General features: G+C 66.8%; 19 protein-coding genes. 8 read left to right on the plus strand and 11 right to left on the minus strand.

Annotation, left to right across the window (positions count from 1 at the left end; genetic code table 11):
• Positions 1-1,355, plus strand: a 1,355-nt coding sequence (locus tag AO057_RS08675; RefSeq protein WP_205630010.1) for an aldehyde dehydrogenase (NADP(+)), incomplete at its 5' end; no start/stop codon positions are given.
• A gap of 363 nt (positions 1,356-1,718) precedes the next feature.
• Here AO057_RS08675 and AO057_RS08680 read toward each other — a convergent pair.
• Positions 1,719-2,480 (minus strand): IclR family transcriptional regulator, encoded by a 762-nt coding sequence (locus AO057_RS08680; RefSeq protein ID WP_057675251.1) that lies wholly within the window; start codon positions 2,478-2,480, stop codon positions 1,719-1,721.
• Between the two features lie 131 nt (positions 2,481-2,611).
• Here AO057_RS08680 and AO057_RS08685 point away from each other — a divergent pair, with 131 nt between their 5' ends.
• The 7 genes from AO057_RS08685 to AO057_RS08715 all read left to right on the plus strand — a co-directional run bounded on the left by AO057_RS08685 (position 2,612) and on the right by AO057_RS08715 (position 9,467).
• Entirely contained in the window at positions 2,612-3,439 is an 828-nt protein-coding gene (locus AO057_RS08685; RefSeq protein ID WP_057675252.1) for an SDR family oxidoreductase, read from the plus strand.
• Positions 3,440-3,491: 52 nt separating this feature from the next.
• Complete coding sequence (locus tag AO057_RS08690) at positions 3,492-4,823, plus strand: flavin-containing monooxygenase (protein ID WP_057675253.1); 1,332 nt, start codon at positions 3,492-3,494, stop codon at positions 4,821-4,823.
• Between the two features lie 16 nt (positions 4,824-4,839).
• Positions 4,840-5,763 (plus strand): bile acid:sodium symporter family protein, encoded by a 924-nt coding sequence (locus AO057_RS08695; RefSeq protein WP_082605483.1) that lies wholly within the window; start codon positions 4,840-4,842, stop codon positions 5,761-5,763.
• Complete coding sequence (locus AO057_RS08700) at positions 5,760-6,767, plus strand: SDR family oxidoreductase (protein WP_057675254.1); 1,008 nt, start codon at positions 5,760-5,762, stop codon at positions 6,765-6,767. The genes AO057_RS08695 and AO057_RS08700 overlap by 4 nt, the downstream gene beginning before the upstream one ends.
• Positions 6,764-7,666 (plus strand): EamA family transporter, encoded by a 903-nt coding sequence (locus AO057_RS08705; protein WP_057675255.1) that lies wholly within the window; start codon positions 6,764-6,766, stop codon positions 7,664-7,666. The genes AO057_RS08700 and AO057_RS08705 overlap by 4 nt, the downstream gene beginning before the upstream one ends.
• A gap of 622 nt (positions 7,667-8,288) precedes the next feature.
• Positions 8,289-8,591, plus strand: coding sequence for a hypothetical protein (locus AO057_RS08710; RefSeq protein WP_156404520.1), 303 nt, complete (start codon positions 8,289-8,291; stop codon positions 8,589-8,591).
• 72 nt (positions 8,592-8,663) lie between these two features.
• Positions 8,664-9,467, plus strand: a complete 804-nt coding sequence (locus AO057_RS08715; RefSeq protein WP_057675257.1) for a GNAT family N-acetyltransferase — start codon at positions 8,664-8,666, stop codon at positions 9,465-9,467.
• 4 nt (positions 9,468-9,471) lie between these two features.
• On the opposite strand, the gene AO057_RS08720 is transcribed toward AO057_RS08715, so the two are convergent.
• The 10 genes from AO057_RS08720 to nirB all read right to left on the minus strand — a co-directional run bounded on the left by AO057_RS08720 (position 9,472) and on the right by nirB (position 20,942).
• Positions 9,472-9,918, minus strand: coding sequence for a GatB/YqeY domain-containing protein (locus tag AO057_RS08720; protein WP_057675258.1), 447 nt, complete (start codon positions 9,916-9,918; stop codon positions 9,472-9,474).
• A gap of 86 nt (positions 9,919-10,004) precedes the next feature.
• Positions 10,005-10,217: a 30S ribosomal protein S21 gene (rpsU, locus tag AO057_RS08725; RefSeq protein WP_057675259.1), complete on the minus strand. Its 213-nt coding sequence runs from the start codon at positions 10,215-10,217 to the stop codon at positions 10,005-10,007.
• A gap of 265 nt (positions 10,218-10,482) precedes the next feature.
• Positions 10,483-11,706, minus strand: coding sequence for a BaiN/RdsA family NAD(P)/FAD-dependent oxidoreductase (locus AO057_RS08730; protein ID WP_057675260.1), 1,224 nt, complete (start codon positions 11,704-11,706; stop codon positions 10,483-10,485).
• Positions 11,706-12,830 (minus strand): sterol desaturase family protein, encoded by a 1,125-nt coding sequence (locus tag AO057_RS08735; RefSeq protein ID WP_057675261.1) that lies wholly within the window; start codon positions 12,828-12,830, stop codon positions 11,706-11,708. The genes AO057_RS08730 and AO057_RS08735 overlap by 1 nt, the downstream gene beginning before the upstream one ends.
• A 99-nt stretch (positions 12,831-12,929) precedes the next feature.
• Complete coding sequence (locus tag AO057_RS08740; RefSeq protein WP_057675262.1) at positions 12,930-13,637, minus strand: methyl-accepting chemotaxis domain-containing protein; 708 nt, start codon at positions 13,635-13,637, stop codon at positions 12,930-12,932.
• Between the two features lie 36 nt (positions 13,638-13,673).
• A complete protein-coding gene (cobA, locus tag AO057_RS08745; RefSeq protein ID WP_057675263.1) occupies positions 13,674-14,462 on the minus strand; it encodes a uroporphyrinogen-III C-methyltransferase in 789 nt (262 codons plus the stop codon).
• An 18-nt stretch (positions 14,463-14,480) separates the two neighbouring features.
• Positions 14,481-17,285, minus strand: a complete 2,805-nt coding sequence (locus AO057_RS08750; RefSeq protein ID WP_057675264.1) for a nitrate reductase — start codon at positions 17,283-17,285, stop codon at positions 14,481-14,483.
• A gap of 19 nt (positions 17,286-17,304) precedes the next feature.
• Positions 17,305-17,694: a nitrite reductase small subunit NirD gene (gene nirD / locus AO057_RS08755; protein WP_057675265.1), complete on the minus strand. Its 390-nt coding sequence runs from the start codon at positions 17,692-17,694 to the stop codon at positions 17,305-17,307.
• A gap of 12 nt (positions 17,695-17,706) precedes the next feature.
• The gene (locus tag AO057_RS08760) at positions 17,707-18,486 is read right to left on the minus strand and encodes a type IV pili methyl-accepting chemotaxis transducer N-terminal domain-containing protein (protein ID WP_057675266.1); all 780 of its coding nucleotides are present in this window, start codon (positions 18,484-18,486) and stop codon (positions 17,707-17,709) included.
• Complete coding sequence (gene nirB, locus AO057_RS08765) at positions 18,483-20,942, minus strand: nitrite reductase large subunit NirB (RefSeq protein WP_057675267.1); 2,460 nt, start codon at positions 20,940-20,942, stop codon at positions 18,483-18,485. The genes AO057_RS08760 and nirB overlap by 4 nt, the downstream gene beginning before the upstream one ends.
• Positions 20,943-21,079 lie beyond the last annotated feature (137 nt).

A 21,079-nucleotide genomic window follows, 5' to 3' on the forward strand; every position in this document is an offset into this window, starting at 1 on the left:
CGCAGCGCGCCAGTCTGTTGCGCGCCCTGGCCGCAGATCTGGAAGCCGGTCGTGAAGCCCTCGTGGCCGTGGCCGACCAGGAAACCGCGCTGGGTCCGGTGCGCCTCAATGGCGAGCTTGACCGCACGGCCTTCCAGCTGCGCCGTTTTGCCGATATCGCCGAGCGCGATGTGCCTTTCGATTACCTCGACGATCCCGCCGTGGCCGGTGGACCGCCCGCGGGCCATCCCGCCATGCAGCGCTGGTCCGTGCCCCTGGGCCCTGTGGCCATGTACGCGGCCAGCAACTTTCCCTTCGCCTTCTCGGTGCTCGGCGGCGATACGGCCTCGGCCCTGGCCGCCGGTTGTCCGGTGGTGATCAAGGCCCATCCGGGCCACCCGCAACTCTCGTTGCAGACCCACGCCATGATCCGCCAGGTGCTGACCGCGCAGAACCTGCCGGCCGGCCTCGTGGGTTTGGTGCAGGGCGCGAGCAATGACGTGGGCGTGCAGCTGGTGCGCCACCCGGCCATCGCGGCCGCGGCCTTCACGGGCTCCACGCGCGGCGGCGCTGCATTGGCGGCCGAAGCGGCGGCGCGCCCGCGCCCCATTCCTTTCTTTGGCGAGCTGGGTTCCATCAACCCCGTGCTCGCTCTGCCGGCTGAACTCCAGGCCAACGGTGCAACCTTGGCCACCACGCTGGCCGGCTCCATCGCGCTGGGCTGCGGCCAGTTCTGCACCAACCCGGGTGTGATCGTGCTGCTTGACGCTCTGCAGGCCGATGCCAAAGCGGTCAACGACACTTTTGTGCAGCAGCTGGCCCAGGCCCTGGCCGGCCAGAACCCGCACGCCATGCTCACGCAGGGCATGCGCAAGAACTTCGATGCGGGTGTGGCCCATTGGGGGGAGGTCGGTGCTGCGTTTCCGCTGCGCGAGGTCGCCGCTGCGGGCCAGCCGCCGCGCCCGGTGCTGGCGCAGGTGAGCGCAGAGGCTTTCATGACCAAGCTGGCCCTGCGTGAAGAAGTCTTCGGGCCCAGCAGCCTCGTCGTGCGTGCGGCCAGCGTGGCCCAGGCCCTGCAGGTGCTGCAGGCCGTGGGCGGCTCGCTGACCGTCACGGTCTGGGGCGCGCAGGCCGAGAACGCGGATGTGCAGGCGCTGGTGCGCGGTGCCATGGCCATCGCCGGTCGGGTGCTCTTCGCCGGTGTGCCCACGGGCGTGGCCGTCACGGCGGCCCAGCAGCACGGCGGCCCCTGGCCCAGCAGCACGCGGCCCGAGAGCACCTCGGTCGGTGATGCGGCCTTGCTGCGTTTCCTGCGCCCGGTCAGCCTGCAGGACGCGCCCGCCTGGCTGCTCGCGCGCCAGGGCCGGCCGCTCTAGGGCCTGTTCGCACTATTGATCTGTTCATAAATCGCGACAAATCTTTCCCGGCCAATCACATGGCCGAACCATGCGTGCGCATGCGTCCAGGCCTGGAGGGCCGGGCCAGCGACTCCGTTCGTGTCCCCCGCCCTGCGGGCTCCTCCTTTACCTCACTGCGTCACTCACCCAGCCCTCCAGGCGCGAGCGGTATGGGTGTTACCGCGCACAGCCCGGGCCGACCGGAGGAGGGGATGCTTTGCGTAGCGAAATCAAGGGGGAGCCCGAAGGGCGGAGGACATTCGCGGAGCAGAGTAGCCTCTCCTCCTGCACACCACCTGACCTTGTCATGAATTCGGGAACTCTCAATAGTGTGAACAGGCCCTAACCCCAGGTCCGCGCCAGAGCCAGTGCGGCCTCCTGCAGACGCGGCAACTTCTCGATCGCCTGTGCCAGCGACATGCGGGCCACCGGGGCTTGCAGCGCCACCGCGCAGCGCGCGCCTTGCCCGTCCGGGCCGCGCACCGGCACGGCCACGCAGACCAGGCCCTCGACGAACTCCTCGGCATCCACCGAATAGTCATCCTTGCGGATGCGCTTGAACTCGGCCTCCAGCGCGGCGCGTGTGGTCAAGGTGGTGGCGGTGTGGCGCTCCAGCGGCAGGCCGTCGAGCAGGGCGTTGCGCTGCGCGGCCGGCAGGTGGGCCAGCAGCAGCTTGCCGCTGGCCGAGCAGTGGATGGGCACGCGTGTGCCCGGCCGCAGATTGAGCTGCAGCGGGAAGGCCGATTCGATGCGGTCCAGGTACAGCACTTCGCTGCCCGAGAGCGCCGTGAAGTTGCAGCTCTCGCCCACGTCGGCCACCAGCTGGCGCAGCACCGCGTGGCGCACACCCTGCTGGGTGCTGCCGGCCAAGGCCGCCTCGGACAGGCGCAGCAGGCGTGGTGCCAGCGCATAACGGCGCCCGTCGGGCTCGCGCACCAGCAGTTCACCGGTCTCCAGTTGCGCCAGCATGCGATGCACCGTGGGCTTGGGCCAGCCGCTGGCCGCCACGGCCTCGGCCAGGGTCAGTGCGCGGCCTTCGCGCACCAGCACTTCCAGCAGGTCGAAGAGGCGCAGGCCGGGGGAGGGGGCTGATTTTTCCGTCATGAATCTCTGATTTCGAGACGAATTAACAAAATATTCCGGAATATTCTCGCACTCTCTTACAGTTCAGCACAAGACCTGAACGGCCAGCACCTTGCTGGCCGCATAGGACAGAACACTGTTCCGGAGACCCCATGCCGTCCCTGCCGTTTCGCAATGCCGTGATCACGGGCGCCTGTGGCGGCCTGGGCCAGGCGCTGGCGCGTGAGCTGCTGGCCGTGGGCGCGCAGGTGGCCCTGGTCGGGATGAACCGCGCGGTGCTCGAAGCGCTGGCGGCTTCGGCCCCGGGCCGCTGCGCCATCTACACACCCGACATGGCCGACAGCGTGGCCATGCAGGCTCTGGCGGCCGACTGGATACAGCGCGCCGGCCTGCCGGACCTGGTGATTGCCAACGCCGGCGTGGCCGGCGGTTACGAGACCGCCGAGGCCGGCGACCTGGCCGTCATGCGTCGCATGTTGGAGATCAACCTGCTGGGCCCCGCCACCACCTTCCAGCCTTTTGTGGCGGCCGCGCGTGCGTTGCCGCAGGCGCGTTGCGCCCTGGTCGGTGTGGCCAGCATCGCGGGCTGGCGCGGGATGCCGGGCAATGGCGCCTACTGCGCGAGCAAGGGCGGCCTGATCCGTTACCTGGAAAGCCTGCGCGCCGAATGCCGCGGCAGCCCCCTGAGCGTGCACACGGTGAGCCCCGGTTACCTGCGCACGGCGCTCACGGCCGGCAACCGCTTTGCCATGCCCGGGCTGATGTCGCCCGAGGATGCCGCGCACGCACTGCTTGCGGGTGTGGCGCGCGGACGCGAGCACATCGTGCTGCCCCGGCGCATCGGCTGGCTCTCGCGCCTGTTGTCCTGTCTGCCGGCGCACCTGCACGACCATCTGCTGCGCAGCCAGCCGCGCAAGCCACGCGTTGGCGAGGCCGGTGCCACCGCCATCCCCGGCCTGAATCCGCCGCCCGGTCCCTGAGCCGGCCGCAGCGTCCAGCGATTTCCCAGAACGACCACGAGACACACAGCCCATGCTGCCTGATTCTTCCGCTACCGTTCCCACGCAAGAGATGATCGCGCTCATCGGCGCCGGCCCCTCGGGCCTGGCGGGCGCACGCAATCTGCAAAAGCTCGGTATCCCCTTCCAGGGTTTCGAGGCCTATACCGATGTGGGCGGCCTGTGGAACATCGACAACCCGCGTTCCACCGTCTATGAATCGGCGCACCTGATCTCCAGCAAGCGCACCACCGAGTTCACCGAGTTCCCCATGCCCGAGGGCACGGCCGACTACCCCGGCCACCGCGAGCTCTGCCGTTATTTCAGCGACTTCGCCGACCACTTCGACCTGCGTCGCCACTACCGTTTCGGTGTGCGTGTGTTGAAAGTCGATCCGGTCAGTGACAGTCCCGACACGCTGTGGCGCGTAACCATCGCCACCAGCGACGGCCGGCAGGAGACCGCCGAGTACAAGGGCGTGATCATCGCCAACGGCACGCTGGCCGAGCCGAACATGCCGCGTTTCGAAGGCCGCTTCGACGGCGAGCTGCTGCACACCTCGGCCTACAAACACGCCCGGCAGTTCACGGACAAGCGTGTGCTCATCGTGGGCGCCGGCAACTCGGGTTGCGACATCGCCGTCGATGCCGTGCACTACGCACAGAGTGTGGACATCTCGGTGCGGCGCGGGTATTACTTCGTGCCCAAGTACGTCTTCGGCAAGCCGGCCGACACCCTGGGCGGCAAACGCCCGCTGCCGGCCTGGCTCAAGCAGAAGGTCGACAGCACCGTCCTCAAGTGGTTCACGGGCGACCCCACGCGTTTCGGTTTCCCCAAGCCCGAGTACAAGATGTACGAGTCGCACCCCGTGGTGAACTCGCTGATCCTGCACCACCTGGGCCATGGCGACATCCACGTCAAGCCCGACATCGCGCGCTTCGAAGGCCGCACCGTGCATTTCAAGGACGGCACGCAGCAGGACTACGACATGGTGCTGGCCGCCACCGGCTACACCCTGCATTACCCCTTCATCGCGCGCGAACACCTGAACTGGCAGGGCATGGCGCCGCAGCTCTACCTCAACATATTCGCGCCGCGTTTCCAGCGCCTGGCCGTGCTGGGCATGATCGAGGCCAGCGGCATCGGCTGGCAGGGCCGGTATGAGCAGGCCGAACTGGTGGCGCGCTATTTCAAGGCGCTGGACGAACAGAAGCCGCAGGCCCGTGCCCTGCAGGCCGCCATGGCCGGGCCCGCGCCAGACATGTCGGGCGGCTACAAATATCTGAAGCTCGAACGTATGGCCTACTACGTCCACAAGGACACCTACCGCGCCGCCGTGCGCCGTGCCGCGGCCGCTTTGGTCTGATAACAGGGAGACCCACATGCTGCCGGTCGACGAAATACGCCTGAACTTCAACCCCGCCTCGCTCATGGTGCTCAACGCCGTGCTGGGTTTCCTGATGTTCGGCATTGCGCTGGACACCCGTGTAGAGGACTTCAAGCGCGTGGCCAAGATGCCCTGGGCCATGGCGGTGGGCATTGCCGCGCAGTTCATCGTGCTGCCCGCCGTCACCTATGTGCTCACCCTGCTGCTGGGCGTGGGCCCCAGCATCGCCCTGGGCATGATCCTGGTGGCCTGCTGCCCGCCGGGCAATGTGAGCAACATCCTCACGCACCGCGCGCGTGGCAACGTGGCCCTGTCGGTCTCCATGACGGCCATCTCCAACGCCATCGCCATCGTGGTCATGCCGCTGAACTTCGCCTTCTGGGGCAGCCTGCACCCGGATGCCTCGGCCCTGCTCAAGACCATCGCGCTGGACCCGCTGGAGATGGTGGGGCACATCGTGGCCATCATCGGCCTGCCCTTCGTGCTGGGCCTGCTGTGCGCGCACCAGCTGCCCAACTTCACGCAGCGCGTCAAGAAACCCGCACGCATCGTGAGCTTCCTGGCGCTGATCGCTTTCATCATCGGCGCCATTGCCGGCAACTGGCGCTTTTTCCTCGACTACGTGGGCCTGGTGCTGCTGGCCGTGGCCCTGCACGATGCCCTGGCCTTCGGCACGGGTTACGTCTGCGCGCGTGTGACGGGCCTGCAGGACTACGACCGCCGCGCCGTGAGCATCGAGGTCGGCATCCGCAACGCCGGTCTGGGCCTGGTGCTGATCTTCAGCTTCTTCGGCGGCCTGGGCGGCATGGCCGTGGTGGCCGGGGTCTGGGGCTTCTGGGACATCATCGCCGGCCTGGCCCTGGCCAGCTGGTGGGGGCGCCGTGCGCCGGTGCCGGCCCCCGAGGAGCTGCGCGCATGAGCATGAATGCCACGCCGCGCGCGCGGCGCATCCTGGTCACGGGCGCGGACGGTTTCCTGGGCCGCGGTGTGATTGCCGCCCTGACACGACGCGACGAAACCGACGTGGTGTTGGCCGTGGACGTGCGCGAGGTGCCCATGCAGCGGCGCGAGGCCGGTGTGATCTACCGCCAGCAGGACGTGCGCGACCCGGCCCTGCGGGCCACGCTGCGCGAGCACGCCATCGACACCGTGGTGCATCTGGCCTCCATCGTCACGCCGGGGCGCGACTCGAATCGCGCCTTCGAATACGACGTGGACGTGAACGGCACGCGCAATGTGCTGCAGGCCTGCGTGGACGAGGGCGTGCGCCACGTGCTGGTGTCTTCCAGCGGCGCGGCCTACGGCTACCACGCCGACAACGCGCCCTGGCTGACGGAAATGCATGCGCTGCGCGGCAATGAGAGTTTTGCCTACGCCCACCACAAGCGCCTGGTGGAGGAGATGCTGGCCGTATGGCGGCAGAAACATCCGCAGCTGGCGCAAACCGTCTTTCGCATCGGCACCATCCTGGGCGAGCGGGTCGACAACCAGATCACCGCGCTCTTCGAGAAACCCCGCCTGCTGGCCGTGCGCGGCAGCGACAGCCCCTTCGTTTTCATCTGGGACGAAGACGTGACGGGCGCGATGCTGCATGCCCTGGAAGGCGCCGAACCCGGCTGCTACAACCTGGCCGGTGACGGCGCGCTCACCATCCACCAGATCGCCCTGCGCCTGGGCAAGCGCACGCGCGATCTGCCGGCCTGGCTGCTGACCGCCGCGCTGGCCATCGGTTCGCGGCTGGGCCTGACCCGTTACGGCCCCGAGCAGCTGGACTTCCTGCGCTACCGGCCCGTGCTGCTCAACACTGCGCTCAAGCAGCGCTTCGGCTACCTGCCCCGCAAGACCAGCGCCCAGGCGCTGGACGCCTTCATCGCCGCGCGGGAGCGCCAGGGGCGCCCGGTGACGCGGAGCGAGGCCGCGTGACGCAGCGTGCCCTCTCCACCGGGGACCTGCTGCGTGTCCTGGGCGTGGTCCTCATCTGGGGCCTGAACTTCGTCGTGATGAAGATGGGCCTGCAGTCGCTCAGCCCCATGCTGCTGGGCGCGCTGCGTTTCACGGCGGCCTCGCTGCCGTTCCTGCTTTTCGTGCCGCGGCCCGACTTGCCCTGGACCTACGTCGTCGCCTACGGCCTGGCGCAGGGCGTGGGCCAGTTCGGCTTCCTGTTCCTGGGCCTCAAGCTGGGCATGACGGCGGGCATGGCCTCGGTGGTCATGCAGACCCAGGCCTTCTTCACGCTGCTCATGGCCGTGACGCTGCTGGGCGAGCGCGCAAGACTGGTCCAGTGGCTGGGCCTGTGCATCTCCTTCGCCGGCCTGCTGATGATCGCCGGCGCCCACGGTGAAGGTGCGCAGCAGATGACGCTGGCGGGTTTCGTGCTCACCCTGGGTGCGGCCTTCATGTGGGCCGTCTCCAACCTGGTGGCGCGCAAGGCGGCGCAGGCCGGGCACTACGAGCCCTTTCCCTTCATCGTCTGGAGCAGCCTGGTGCCCATCCTTCCCTTCTTCGCGCTTGCCTGGTGGGTGGACGGCCCGCAGCAGATGAGCGCGCAGCTGCTGGCCTTCGACGGCAAGGCCCTGTTCGCCGTGCTCTACCTGGCCCTGCTGGCCACGCTGCTGGCCTACAGCCTCTGGACGCGTTTGCTGCAACGCCACCCGGCGGGTCGTGTCACGCCCTTCTCGTTGCTGGTGCCCGTGGTGGGCCTGGTGGCTGCCATGACCTTGTTGGGCGAACAGCCCAGCTCTTTGCAGTGGGCCGGTACCGTGGCCGTGCTCTGCGGCATGCTGGTCAACCAGAGCGGGAGCTGGTGGGCGGGGCGGCGCTGAGGCTGTGGCTGTATCCCCCGTTTGGGGGATAGGCTTATGGAGGGACGAAACCTAGAATCCGGTCGGTAGGTATTCGTTTTCATCGCAAGTGCTGCGGTCTAAATTACTTAGGCATTCAATATGAAATTCCCAAGCGAACGAGAAGTACTCCATTGCGTTGCGAAGATGTATGAGTCCTCGTATCCGGGTTCTCGGCCTGGTGAGAACGATCCATATCTCCCCGTAGATGTGACCGCTGTAGCGCAGAAGCTCGCTTGCAAGCCGGAGTTGCTGTTTGGCTATCTCTACTACTATTTGGATCATAAGCATCGGTACGAGACAGCTCCTCACACGTGGACGCACCTCTTCGCTCTGAAGGTTGGTGAGCGACGCCATTGCGTCAACTATCCGTACCTTGTAGGCATTCTGGCGGCGCATGACGTAGAACACACGCGTAGCCAGTGGGCAATCTGGTTGTCAATAGCTGCCCTTGTTCTGTCGCTTGCAGCAATCGTCGTGCAGGTCGCCTCTTCTGGAAAGTCCTAAAAATTCCTCCAATCGACGTGGTGCGACCTACGGCCTTTGAACGCGACTGAGCTCAAACACTAAATCTTATTGATCACTTTCCGGGAGGTACCTTTTCATGACAAGCCCAGACACACCGAAGGATGGAGATTTCGCGTCTTACCTGGAGGAAAAATCTCGGATTCGCTCGACAGTCTTGCCTGCGCAGGGTGGAGAGCTGAACATTCAAACCGATGTCCCCGCCGCAGCACCTCCGCGCCAGACGATCCAGCAAGTTCTGGTTGACGGCGAAGAGCCCAGTGACGAGTTTCTCGAAGAGTGGAACGCACTCGAAAATGCGCCAGAGCTTTCGGACGAGGAACTCGAAAAGCAGGCTATGAGTGCCCCGGGTGACGACGGCGACACGCGGACCCCCGAGTGATCGTGCGATAGAACTCGAACCCAAAAAATCTCAACATTCCGTTCCAGAAGCGGTCATGGTTTTCGCCCCATCATGATTTCATCCCCGGACGACCTCGCCGACGCCAATCTGCTGCAAGCGCTACGCGAGCATGCGCGTTGGCAGGAGCCCTGCACCTGCGTGGAAGAGGGGGGTGTGCTGCTGATGGCCGGGGCGAATGCCTTTCCGGGTGCTTTCCGCAACTGCGTGGTGCGGGTCGATGCAAGCGTGCCCGCCGCCGAGGTGCTGCAACGGGCACAAGCTTTCTTTTCTGAACATGGGCGTGGCTACACGCTGCTGGCGCGGGCCAGCCGTGACGCAGACCTGATCGCTGCTTTGCACGCCGCGGGTATGACGCCGCTGGCCGACAGCCCCTGCATGCTGATCGAGTCGCCGGTGGCGGAGCCCGCGGTGCCGGCCGGTATTCGCATCGAACGCATGACGGCGCTGCGCCATGTGCAGGACGCCGTGGCCATCAACGCCGAGGCCTACGAGGCGCTCAAGCTGCCGGCGGCGGAAACAAGGGTGTTCTTCGGGCGGCCGCAGGAGGTGCTGTCGCCCAGGATGGTGGGTTTTGTCGCTTACCGCGACGGTGTGCCGCTGTCCACGGCGCTCACGCTGCTCAGCGGCGAGGGCGCCGGGGTGTACTGGGTGGGTACGGCGGCCGCGGCGCGGCGTTCGGGCCTGGGCGAGTTGTGCACGCGGCTGGCGACCAATGCCGGGTTCGCTGCCGGTGCGCGGGTGGTGACGCTGCAGGCAAGCCCCTTTGGCGAGCCGATCTACCAGCGGCTCGGGTACCGGACCTACGACCGGCAGCTGCGTTTCCGCTTTCCGGCGCCGGTGAGCGCCGGGAAGTAAAAGCTCAACCGGCCAGCGCGGCCTTCACGGCGGCGGAGACCTGGCCCATCTCGGCCTTGCCGGCCAGGCGGGTCTTGACCACGCCCATCACCTTGCCCATGTCGCCCGGGCCTTTGGCACCGAGTTCGGCCACGATGGCCTTCACTTCGGCCAGCACTTCATCAGCCGAGAGACGCTGGGGCAGATAGGCTTCCAGCACCTTGATCTCGGTGCTTTCCTTGTCGGCCAGATCCTGGCGCGCGGCCTGCACATAGGCGGCGACCGAGTCCTTGCGCTGTTTGATGAGCTTGTCGATGATGCTGACGACGTTGGCGTCATCGAGCGTGACGCGCTCGTCCACTTCCTTCTGTTTCATGGCGGCCAGCAGCAGGCGGATGGTGCCCAGGCGCTCGCTGTCCTTGGCACGCATGGCGGCCTTCATGTCTTCAGTGATCTGGTCTTTGAGGGACATATCTATCTCCGGAAAAAACAAAACCCGCGCCTGGCGTCCCGAGCGCGGGTTGTCTGATTGCAGTGAGGTCGGGGACCCCAGGACGATCAGTACAGCTTCTTGGGCAGCTGCATCGAGCGGATGCGCTTGTAGTTGCGCTTGACGGCGGCAGCCTTCTTGCGCTTGCGCTCGGACGTCGGCTTTTCGTAGAACTCGCGGGCGCGCAGGTCGGTCAGCAGGCCCAGTTTCTCGATGGTGCGCTTGAAGCGGCGCAGAGCCACGTCAAACGGCTCGTTTTCTTTAACACGGATGGTCGTCATTACGTCATGGTTTCCGAAATGTGCGGACAGAGGGTGGGCAGGAGATCGGGCCTGCACGCCGTGAATCGCGAAATGCCCCGCCTGTAACTAGTATTTGGCCGGCGGGGCTATGCCAGCAAAGTCAAGCATTATAGCGGGTTAAGCCGCCCCGGCAACCGGCGCCTGAGGCGCCGGGCCAGGGGCTCCAACCAGGGCCGCCAGCGGCGGCCCGCCCCCGGATGGGGGCCAGCGACCCACACGTAGTGGGGGAGCGCGGGGGAGAAGCCTAGTTTGGCCCCTGGGCTTGGGCGACGGCCATGCCTACGGCATGGCCGCTCGCCCAAGCCCATTGGAAGTTGTAACCGCCCAGCCACCCCGTCACGTCCACCACCTCCCCGATGAAATACAGCCCCGGCTGCTTCTGGGCTTCCATGGTCTGGCTGGACAGCTCCCGGGTGTCCACCCCGCCGGCCGTGACCTCGGCCTTGGCGTAGCCCTCGGTGCCGGTGGGGGTCAACTCCCAGCGGCTGAGCTTCTCGGCCAGGGCGGCCAGGGCCTTGTCGGCGGCCTCGTTGATCGGGCGCGCCCAGGCCGGGTCCTGGCTGGCCCAGGCTTCGGCCAGGCGGCTGGGCAACAGGGTGGCCAGTTCATTCACGATGAGCTTGCGCGAGCGCAGCTTGGCGTCCTGCAACAGGGGCAGCAAGTCGCGGTCCGGCGCCAGGTTGATGCGGATGGGGGTCTGCGGCTTCCAGTAGCTGGAGATCTGCAGCACCCCCGGGCCCGAGAGGCCGCGGTGGGTGAACAGCAGGTCTTCGAGAAAGGCCGTTCTTTCCTTTTTCGTGCCGGTCTCGATCTGCACGGGCAGGGCTAGGCCAGCCAGACCGGCATAGGGCGCCCAGGCCGCGCCGTCAAAAGTCAGCGGCACCAGGGCCGGGCGGGTTTCGATGATCTTCAAGCCGAACTGCTTCGCGATGCGGTAGCCGAAATCCGTGGCGCCGATCTTGGGGATGGACAGGCCGCCGGTGGCGATGACCAGGGACTTGCAAGTGACGGTGCCCTGGTCGGTGTCGAGCTCGTAGCCTGCGGCCCCGTGGCGCACGGCTTGCACCCCGCAGGGCTGCCAGCGTGTCACGCCCCCTTTGTCACACTCGCGCAGCAGCAGCTGGATGACGTCGTCGGCCGTGCGGTCGCAGAAGAGCTGGCCCTTGTGTTTCTCGTGGAAGGCGATGCCGTCGCGCTGGAGCAGGGCGATGAAGTCGGCCGGCGTGTAGCGGCTCAGCGCCGAGCGACAGAAGTTCGGGTTCTCGCTGATGAAGTGCTTGTGCGGCTGGCGCACGTCGATGTCGCGGTTGGTGAAGTTGCAGCGCCCACCGCCCGAGATGCGGATCTTCTCCGCCACCTTGGGCGCGTGGTCGATCAGCAGCACCCTGGCGCCGCGCTGGCCGGCCACACCGGCACAAAAAAGGCCGGCGGCGCCGGCCCCGATGACGACGACGTCAAAACGCTGCATCAGCCTTTCCAGGTGAAAGGGAACTTCAGTTGCTTGAAGAAACCGTTGGGCACGTAGTCGCCCAGCACGCCGTAGCGCTCGGGCCAGAGCTTGGTGCTCTTGACGGCCGTGCCGAAGAGGTAGTCCAGGAAGGCGAAGTGCGCCGCGTAGTTGCGGTCCAGCGCTTCCTTGTCCTGGCTGTGGTGCCAGTGGTGGAAGTTGGGCGTGACGATGATGTAACGCAGCGGGCCCAGGCGCACGCTGACGTTGGCGTGGTTGAACACGGCCTGGAAACCGACGATCACGATGTAGGTGTCGATGACTTCCTTGGAGAAACCCAGCACGAAGATGGGCGCCAGCACCAGGGTGCGGGTGATCAGCAGTTCCAGGATGTGCTGGCGCGAGCCGGCCAGCCAGTCCATGCTCTTGGCGCTGTGGTGCACGGCGTGCAGGCGCCACAGCAGCGGCACCTCATGGTAGGCGCGGTGGGTCCAGTACTGCACGAAGTCCGACACCAGCAGGATCAGCAGCACCGCGGCCACAAAGGGCAGGTCACGCACCCAGGCCTGGATGCCGTCGGCCGCGGCCCAGCCGAACAGCCGGTGCACCAGCAGGTTGGTGGCCAGCAGGATGAAACCCACCACCATGTGGTTCACGATGAAGTGGTGCAGGTCGGTCTGCCATTCGGGGCGGAAGACGGGCTGATCCTTGCGCAGGGCGAAGAGCTTCTCGACGAAGATGAAGATCAGCGAGGAGCCCAGCAGGTCCAGGATGAACCAGTCCAGGCCGATGTAAGGGGTGTTGTCGGCGAAGTCGTTCACCGGCACCTTGTGGCCGCCCAGCAGCGCGGTCAGCGCCACCAGCAGGAACGCAAAGGCCGAGAGCCAGCGCGAACGGTTGAAGAGCACGTTGACCAGCGACAGGCCGCCAGCCACCACCATGGCGATGAACATGATGGTGCGCACCGTCTCCACGTTGTAGCTGCGGCGCAGCTCCGGCGTGGTCAGGTACTCGGGGAAGAGAAAGGCCAGCACGCCCAGGAAACAGAGGAAGGCCAGCGCCAGGGCGATGACGCCGGTCACCAGGCCGGAGCCGGGTTTCAGTTCGCCGGCGCCCTCGGCGAGTTCATTGAGCTCTTTCAGCATGCTTGCCCCCTTTGGTGTGTGGCCGTGGTGCTCACCACGGCTTTGGGCAGCAGTGTAGCGCCGGCTCGGGGCTGGGCGAGTCGCCTGGGCGCAGCGCCTTCAGGCGGCGAGCTTGTTGCGGTCGGCCAGCACCGCGGCCTTGCGTGTCAGGCCGTCGATCTCGCCGGTGATGTCCGACAGCACGTTGGCGACGACGGCAAATTCACGGCCATGCTGTCCGGCGCGCGCGGCCATGATCTGGGCGTTGAAGCTCACCACCTTGGCTTCCTTGGCCACGCTCTGGATGTCCCCCACGATGCCCGCCAGCTCCTTCATCATGGCCTCGGACTTGGCCTTGGTGATGTCGTCGAAGGTTGTGGTGACGGTGTTGAGCGCCTCCAGGATGCGGTCGGTGTGGCCCACCAGCTCGATCAGCGACTCGGCCACACCGGGCGCCTTGCGTTCGATCTGCTCCAGCGTGCGGCGCATGAGCTGCATGAAGGTATCGATGACGGGGCCCACACCGCGCGCGCCCTCGTAGGTGGCCTGGATCTTCTGCGCACTGGCCGGCTCCAGCTGGCGGGGCGTGGCCAGCAGGTGCTGCTGGCTTTCCGTGAAGATCTGCAGGCTGCGTTGCGCGGCTTCGAGCTTCTGGGCATCGCCGCGCGCGGCCAGCAGGGTCTGCAGGATCATGCGCTGCGAGAGCATGCGCTGGCGCGCCGCCAGGTTGACCAGCGAGATGCCGGTGATGTGGGCCGGCAGGGCCTGCGTGCTGGTGGGTGCGCGCGGGGTGAGGGGTGTGACAGCGGTAGTGGGCTTGTGGTTCATGTCGGGGGCCTGCAGGGCGGGACCCGATGGCCCCGTTCAAGTACCCCAAGCAAGCCTTGGGCCAGTCTGCTGCAGCTGCAAGACGCCCTGCAGCACGTCACCCACGACGATGACGCAGGGGCTGCCGAGTTCTTCACGCACCAGCGTGGCGTGCAACTGGTCCAGTGTGGTGAGCGCATGACGCTGCGTGGGCAAGGAGGCGTGCTGCACCAGCGCCACGGGTGTGTGGCCGGGCAGGCCGCACAGCAGGCCCTGTTCGATCTGCAACGCACCGCTCACGCCCATGTAGATCACCAGCGTGAGGCGGGCGGCGTGCGCGGTGGCGGCGATGGCCGCCCAGTCCGGGCCGCTGCCGCCGGGTTTGGCGTGGCCGGTGAGGAAGATCACGCCCTGCGCATGCTCGCGGTGGGTCAGCGGCACGCCCAGGCTGGTGACGGCGGCCAGGCCCGAGGTGATGCCGTTGACCACGTCCACGCGGATGCCGGCTTCCTGAAGGTGTTCCACTTCTTCGCCGCCGCGGCCGAAGATGAAGGGGTCGCCGCCCTTGAGGCGCACCACGTGCTCGCCTTCCTGCACGGCGGTGATCATGAGTTTCTCGATGAAGGATTGCGGTGTGGAGGTGCAGCCCCCGCGTTTGCCCACGTGCACGATGCGCGCGGTGGGCGCGGCATGCGCCACGATCGCTTCGTTGACCAGGTCGTCGACCAGCAGCACGGTGGCGCGCTGGATGGCTTTCAGCGCCTTGAGCGTGAGGAGCTCGGGGTCGCCGGGGCCGGCACCTACGAGCGTGCAGGAACCGGTGAGGGGCAGGGTGTTCGTGTGCATGTCCTGGCCTTGCAAGTTTCAGGCCGCCTGCTTGAGCGGCACGACGCGGCGCACCAGGCGCTGCAGCTCGGGCACGCAGGAGCCGCAGTTGGTACCGCATTTCAGGGTCTGCTGTAGGGAGGCCAGGCGCTCGCTCTCGCTGCCGCTGCATAACGCCAGCGTGGACTCGATGGCGCTTTCGCCGACGTTGAAGCAGGTGCAGACCTGGCGGCTGCGCGCGGGCACGGCCACCGGGGCCTGGGCACCGGGCAGCAGCAGCAGGCGGCCGTAGCTCTGGGCCGGCAGTTCCTGCTGCAGCAGGGAACGTATCCAGGCCTCGGCGCGCGTGTCGCCGGCCAGCAGCACGGCCTGCAGCGTGGTCTGCTCGCCCTCGCGCTGCAGACGCGCGGCGCGGTGCTGGCCGCGCTTGCGGTCGGCGTAGCGCAGCGTGCCGGCCTCGTTCAGGCCCAGCAGGGCTTCGATCTCGGCCAGCAGATCGTCGGGCACGGCTTCGTGCGCAGCAGCGCGGAGCAGCACACCAGTGCGCTGCGCGCCACCGCTGCCGTCCAGCGGCGCGGCATTGCCAAAAGGCACGCAGCTGGCAAAAGGAAAACGCACCATCAGGCGGCGCAGCGCCTCGCGTGTGCTCAGCGCGCGCTCGGCCGGCAACCAGGCCATGGCCAGCAGGGTCCAGGGCAGTTCGGCCTTGAGGATCTTGACGGCCGCGTGCTTGAGTTCGGGTTGTTTGGAGCTGGGGCAGAAGGCCGAGGTGGTCAGCGCGTTGACGCCGGCCAGGGGCTGGCCGGCGCTGCTCATGCCGCTGAGGTATTCCGCACCCCAGTGCATGGCCATGAAAGCCTGGCCGCTGGCCAGTTCCTCGCTGGCCTGCAGCGGCACCAGGATGGAGCCGCGTTTGCTGGTGACGTGCACCAGTTCGCCCTCGACCAAGCCGCGGCGGCTCATGTCGCCGGGGCTCATCTGCACGCAGGGCTCGGCCACGTGGCCGAAGAGACGGCCCAGGGTGCCGGTGCGGCTCATGCCGTGCCACTGGTCGCGCAGGCGGCCGGTGGTGAGCGCAAAGGGAAAGCGTGACTCGCGCGGCTCGGCCACGGGTTTGTAGAGCGTGTTGGCAAAACGCGCACGGCCGTCCTCGGTGGGGAAGATGCCGTCTTCGTAGAGGCGGGACTTGCCCGTTGTGGCGCCTTCAGGCAGGGGCCATTGCTGGGGTTTTTCTTCGAGCTGACCGTAGCTCATGCCCGTGATGTCCAGGTCACGGCCACGGGTGGACTCACGGTGTTCGTTCCAGACCGCTTCGGGGCTGTCGTAAGCGAACAGCCCGGTGCGCGGGCCGATGCCCAGCGCTTCGAGCCGGCGCGCGAAGTCCACGGCGATCTGCCAGTCGTGTCGCGCTGCGCCGGGTGCAGGCACGGCGGGGCGCACGCGCGTGATGCGGCGTTCGCTGTTGGTGACGGTGCCGTCCTTCTCGCCCCAGGTGCTGGCGGGCAGCAGCAGGTCGGCGTAGTCGCAGGTGGTCGGGGTGGCAAAGGCTTCCTGCACCACCACGAACTCGGCGCGCTCCAGCGCGCGGCGCACGGTGGCCAGGTCGGGCATGCTTTGCGCGGGGTTGGTGCACGCTATCCACAGTGCCTTGATCTCGCCATCGGCGGCGGCCTGGAACATCTCGACCGCGGTTTTGCCCGGCTTCTCGGGCACGGCGGGGATGCCCCAGAGCGCGGCCACTTCGGCACGGTGCTGCGGGTTGGTCAGGTCACGGTGCGCACTCAGCAGATTGGCCAGGCCACCGACCTCGCGCCCGCCCATGGCATTGGGCTGGCCCGTCAGCGAGAAGGGGCCGGCACCGGGTTTGCCGATCTGGCCCGTGGCCAGGTGCAGGTTGATCAGGGCCGCGTTCTTGGCCGTGCCGCTGCTGGATTGGTTGAGGCCCTGGCAATAGAGGCTGAGCGTGGCCTGGGAGGTGGCGAACAGGCGCGCCGCTTCGTACAGCGTGTCCTTGGCGATGCCGCAGGTCTGCGTCACCATGTCGGGCGTGTAGTCGCGCACCGTGGCCTTGAGCTCATCGAAGCCGCGCGTGCGGGTGCTGATGTAGTTGCTGTCGGTCCAGCCTTCCCACAGCATCAGGTGCAGCATGCCGTTGAAGAGGGCCACGTCGGTGCCGGGCTGGATCTGCACGAACAGATCGGCCGTGCCGGCGGTGTCGGTGCGGCGCGGGTCCACCACCACGATCTTCAGGCCAGGGCGATTCTTTTTCGCTTCCTCGATGCGGCGGAACAGGATGGGGTGGGCCCAGGCCGCGTTGGAGCCGGCGATGAAGAGGCAGTCGGCGTGGTCCACGTCCTCGTAGCAGGCCGGCGGCGCATCGGCCCCCAGGGTCTGCTTGTAGCCGGCCACGGCGCTGCTCATGCACAGGCGCGAGTTGGTGTCGATGTTGTTGGTGCCGATCAGCCCCTTGGCCAGCTTGTTGAAGACGTAGTAGTCCTCGGTCAGCAGCTGCCCGCTCACATAGAAACCCACGGCGTCGGGGCCGTGCGTGCGGATGGTGTCGGCAAAACGCGTGGCGGCCAGGTCCAGCGCGGCGTCCCAGCCCAGGGGCTGAGGTGCCGCGCCGCGCTGCAGGCGCTGCATGGGTTGCAGCAGCCGCGTCTGCGCGATCACCTCGGGCGTGGCGGTCAGATGCAGGGTGGAACCCTTGGAGCACAGGCGGCCGAAGTTGGCTGGGTGCGTGGGGTCGCCCTTGACCCCGACGATCTGCTCGCCCCTGGATTCGATGATGACGCCGCAGCCCACCCCACAGTATGGGCAAGTCGAGCGGGTCTCCTTGTGCATGCCGGGTCCTCGTTCGTGGTTAGGCGCAGGAAGCGGTCTTGCGTGTGCAGGGCCCGGCCACCGGCGGCTGGATGTCCAGCGCCAGGGTGCTGAGTTCCTGGCCGTCCAGGTGCACCACGCCGTCTTCCACCTTCACGGCGAAACGCGGCGTGCTGCCTTCATCGGGCGCGCGGGCGCAGCCCGTGTCCAGGCCGATGGTCCAGTTGTGTAGCGGGCAGGCCACGTTGGTGCCGAAGACGATGCCTTGCGAGAGCGGGCCGCCCTTGTGCGGGCAGCGGTCGAGCAGGGCAAAGACCTGGTCCTGGTCGTTGCGGAACACGGCCACGGCCATGCCCTGCTGGCGGTTCACACGGCGCGAGCCCAGCACGGGGATGTCATCGACGCGGCAGATGGGTTTCCATTCACTCATTTCTGTACTCCTTCAGGCTTTCAGGCCGGCGTAGAGGCCGGTGATGCGGTCCATGACACTCAGCAGGTTCTCGCTGGTCACGAACATGTCGGACAGGGCCTTCGGGCCGGCGCTGTTGATCTCTTTCAGGGCCAGGTCGAAGAACAGCCACTGGTTGTCGGCCAGGGCCAGCTGGTCCTTGATGGGGTTGGTGGCTTCGGGCGCGTTGCGCAGCAGCTCCATGGCCGAGAGAAATTCGGTGCGCGCCTTGGTGATTTCGGCCTGGGCCTGCGCGGGTTCCACCTTCAGGGCCGCGGCATAGAAGTACTTGGCCATGCGCTGCGAGAGCATGCGCTGGCGGCCTGCGACGTTGACGAGTTTGCCCACGGGCTTGCTGGTGACGGCCTCGTACTGCACCGTTCCCTGGTGGGCCAGGGCCAGTACGCGCGCGTCGGTGTTGAGCAGGCCGCCGGCACCGTCGCGTGTGGGGTGGCTGCCCACCAGCGCGCCCTTGTACTCGCTCCACGCGCCTTCGAGATCCGCATAGGTCTTGCGCAGTTCGGCGTTGGGCGCGTAGGCCTTGAGCTCGACCAGCTGGCGGTCGAACAGGGCCATGGAGCGGTCCAGGATCTGCTGGGCCGAGTTGCTTTCTGTCTTGTGCACCATGGCCAGCCAGGCCTTGGCCATGCGCTGCGAGAGCATGCGCTGGCGACCGGCCTTGTTGATGGCGTCGTTCACGTCCAGCACCTGGGCCTGTGCGCCCAGACCCAGGCCGGCGGCGCCGCTGAGGACGAGCAGGTCGCGGCGTTTCATGCCGTGACTCCTTCGACCTTGATCGGGATGAACTGGCGCGTGTCGACGCGGGCCTTCTCGCCCTCGAACCAGGGATCGGGCTCGCCGTCCAGCGCGAACTGCAGGCGCTCCCACAGGGCCTTGCGGCCTTCGTGGTCATCGAGGATCTTCTTCTTCACGTAGTCCAGGCCCACGCGGTTCACGTAGTGCACGGTGCGCTCCAGGTACCAGCCCTCTTCGCGGTAGAGCTGCATGAAGGCGCCGGTGTACTCCAGCACCTCTTCCGCCGTCTTGAGCTTGGTGAAGAAATGCGCCACCTCGGTCTTGATGCCGCCGTTGCCGGCGATGTGCATTTCCCAGCCCGAATCGACGCCGATGATGCCCACGTCCTTGATGCCGGCCTCGGCGCAGTTGCGCGGGCAGCCGCTGACGGCGAACTTGACCTTGTGCGGGGCGTACATGCGCCACATGGCGCGCTCCAGGTCCTTGCCCATCTGCGTGCTGTCCTGCGTGCCCATGCGGCACCATTCGCTGCCCACGCAGGTCTTCACCGTGCGCAGGGCCTTGGCGTAGGCGTGGCCGCTGGGCATGCCGATGTCGTTCCACACCGCCTGCAGGTCTTCCTTCTTGACGCCCAGCAGGTCGATGCGCTGGCCGCCCGTGACCTTGACGGTGGGGATCTTGTACTTGTCCACCGCGTTGGCGATGCGGCGCAGTTCATCCGCTGTGGTCTCGCCGCCCCACATGCGCGGGATCACGCTGTAGGTGCCGTCCTTCTGGATGTTGGCGTGGCTGCGTTCGTTGATGTAACGGCTCTGCGGATCGTCCTTGGCCTCCTTGGGCCAGCTGGAGATCAGGTAGTAATTGACGGCCGGGCGGCAGCTGGCGCAGCCGTTGGGGGTCTTCCAGTTCAGGGTCTTGAAGACATCACCGATGGTCAGCAGCTTGCTCGCCACGATGGCCTCGCGCACTGCCTGGTGGCCGTGTTCGGTGCAGCCGCACATGGCCTTGGTCTTGGGCGTGGCCGAGTAGTCGCCGCCGGCGGTGAACATCAGGATCTGTTCCACCAGGCCCGTGCAGGAGCCGCAGGAGGCGCTGGCCTTGGTGTGCTTGCGCACCTCGTCCAGCGTGAACAGGCCTTTTTCCTTGATGGCCTTGCAGATCGTGCCCTTGGTCACGCCGTTGCAGCCGCAGACCTCGTCACTGTCGGCCATGGCGGCGGCCTTGCTGTGGCCTTCGTGGCCAGCGTCACCGATATTCGATTCGCCGAACATCAGGCGGTCGCGGATGTCGCCCACGCTGCGGCCGTCGCGCAGCAGTTTGAAGTACCAGCTGCCGTCCACCGTGTCGCCGTAGAGGCAGGCGCCCACCAGCTTGTCGTCCCGGATGACCAGCTTCTTGTAGACGCCGCCGGCCGGGTCGCTCATCACGATCTCTTCGGTGTTCTCGCCGCCCATGAAGTCGCCGGCGCTGAACAGGTCGATGCCCGTGACCTTGAGCTTGGTGGAGGTGAGCGAGCCGGTGTAACGGCCGATGCCGAACTGCGCCAGGTGGTTGGCCAGCACCTTGCCCTGCTCGAACAGGGGCGCGACCAGGCCGTAGGCAATGCCGCGGTGCGCGGCGCATTCACCCACGGCGTAGATGCGCGCGTCGGTGGTGGTCTGCAGTGTGTCGCTGACCACGATGCCGCGGTTCACGTGCAGCTTCATGCTCTCGGCCAGCGCCGTGTTGGGGCGGATGCCCACGGCCATCACCACCAGGTCGGCCGGCACTTCCGTGCCATCCTTGAACTTCACGCTCTTGACGCGGCCGTCTTCGCCGCCCACCAGCTCCTGCGTCTGCGCGCCGATCAGAAACTGCATGCCGCGGTCTTCCAGCGACTTCTGCAGCATCTTGCCGGCCACATCGTCGAGCTGGCGTTCCATCAGCCAGGGCATCACGTGCACCACGCTGACCGTCATGCCGCGTTTCATCAGGCCGTTGGCTGCTTCCAGGCCCAGCAGGCCGCCGCCGATGACCACGGCGTGCTTGTATTTGGCGGCGGCCGCGATCATGGCCTCGGTGTCGGCGATGTCGCGGTAGGCCAGCACGCCTTTGAGGTCCTTGCCCGGCACGGGCAGGATGAAGGGGTTGGAGCCGGTGGCCAGGATCAGGCGGTCGTATTCGGCGCTGATCGTCTCGCTCTTGGCATTTTTCGCGTGCACCACGCGCTTGACGCGGTCCACCTCGGTCACGGTCCAGCCGGCGTGCAGGGTGATGCCGTTGTCCTGGTACCAGGCCCAGTCGTTGAGGACGATGTCTTCCAGCTTCTGTTCGCCGGCCAGCACCGGCGAGAGCAGGATGCGGTTGTAGTTGGGGTGGGGTTCGGCGCCGAAGACCGTGATCTCGTACAGCTCGGGCGCAATCTTCAGCAGCTCTTCGAGCGAGCGCACGCCGGCCATGCCGTTGCCGATCATCACCAGTTTGAGTTTTTTCATCACAAGCTCCGTCGATCCAAGTCAAGCAAGAAACAAAAAAGGCGTCCACACGGTGCCTGCTTGGTGCAGCGCACGTGGGGACGCCTTCGTCCTGAGATCATCCGCTGCGCCGTTGCACCGGATGAGTGAATGGGGGC

Origin of the sequence: Curvibacter sp. PAE-UM, from assembly GCF_001432305.1 — a bacterium.
Classification (GTDB): Bacteria; Pseudomonadota; Gammaproteobacteria; order Burkholderiales; family Burkholderiaceae_C; genus Hylemonella.

What these genes read in the sequence shown, in the direction of transcription:
- AO057_RS08715 (WP_057675257.1), top strand. Translation starts at nt 8,664, where the DNA reads ATGATTTCATCCCCGGACGACCTCGCCGACGCCAATCTGCTGCAAGCG.
- AO057_RS08710 (WP_156404520.1), top strand. Translation starts at nt 8,289, where the DNA reads ATGACAAGCCCAGACACACCGAAGGATGGAGATTTCGCGTCTTACCTG.
- AO057_RS08695 (WP_082605483.1), top strand. Translation starts at nt 4,840, where the DNA reads ATGCTGCCGGTCGACGAAATACGCCTGAACTTCAACCCCGCCTCGCTC.
- AO057_RS08680 (WP_057675251.1), bottom strand. Translation starts at nt 2,480, where the DNA reads ATGACGGAAAAATCAGCCCCCTCCCCCGGCCTGCGCCTCTTCGACCTG.
- AO057_RS08750 (WP_057675264.1), bottom strand. Translation starts at nt 17,285, where the DNA reads ATGCACAAGGAGACCCGCTCGACTTGCCCATACTGTGGGGTGGGCTGC.
- nirD (WP_057675265.1), bottom strand. Translation starts at nt 17,694, where the DNA reads ATGAGTGAATGGAAACCCATCTGCCGCGTCGATGACATCCCCGTGCTG.
- rpsU (WP_057675259.1), bottom strand. Translation starts at nt 10,217, where the DNA reads ATGACGACCATCCGTGTTAAAGAAAACGAGCCGTTTGACGTGGCTCTG.
- AO057_RS08690 (WP_057675253.1), top strand. Translation starts at nt 3,492, where the DNA reads ATGCTGCCTGATTCTTCCGCTACCGTTCCCACGCAAGAGATGATCGCG.
- nirB (WP_057675267.1), bottom strand. Translation starts at nt 20,942, where the DNA reads ATGAAAAAACTCAAACTGGTGATGATCGGCAACGGCATGGCCGGCGTG.
- AO057_RS08735 (WP_057675261.1), bottom strand. Translation starts at nt 12,830, where the DNA reads ATGCTGAAAGAGCTCAATGAACTCGCCGAGGGCGCCGGCGAACTGAAA.
- cobA (WP_057675263.1), bottom strand. Translation starts at nt 14,462, where the DNA reads ATGCACACGAACACCCTGCCCCTCACCGGTTCCTGCACGCTCGTAGGT.
- AO057_RS08760 (WP_057675266.1), bottom strand. Translation starts at nt 18,486, where the DNA reads ATGAAACGCCGCGACCTGCTCGTCCTCAGCGGCGCCGCCGGCCTGGGT.
- AO057_RS08730 (WP_057675260.1), bottom strand. Translation starts at nt 11,706, where the DNA reads ATGCAGCGTTTTGACGTCGTCGTCATCGGGGCCGGCGCCGCCGGCCTT.
- AO057_RS08720 (WP_057675258.1), bottom strand. Translation starts at nt 9,918, where the DNA reads ATGTCCCTCAAAGACCAGATCACTGAAGACATGAAGGCCGCCATGCGT.
- AO057_RS08685 (WP_057675252.1), top strand. Translation starts at nt 2,612, where the DNA reads ATGCCGTCCCTGCCGTTTCGCAATGCCGTGATCACGGGCGCCTGTGGC.
- AO057_RS08740 (WP_057675262.1), bottom strand. Translation starts at nt 13,637, where the DNA reads ATGAACCACAAGCCCACTACCGCTGTCACACCCCTCACCCCGCGCGCA.
- AO057_RS08700 (WP_057675254.1), top strand. Translation starts at nt 5,760, where the DNA reads ATGAGCATGAATGCCACGCCGCGCGCGCGGCGCATCCTGGTCACGGGC.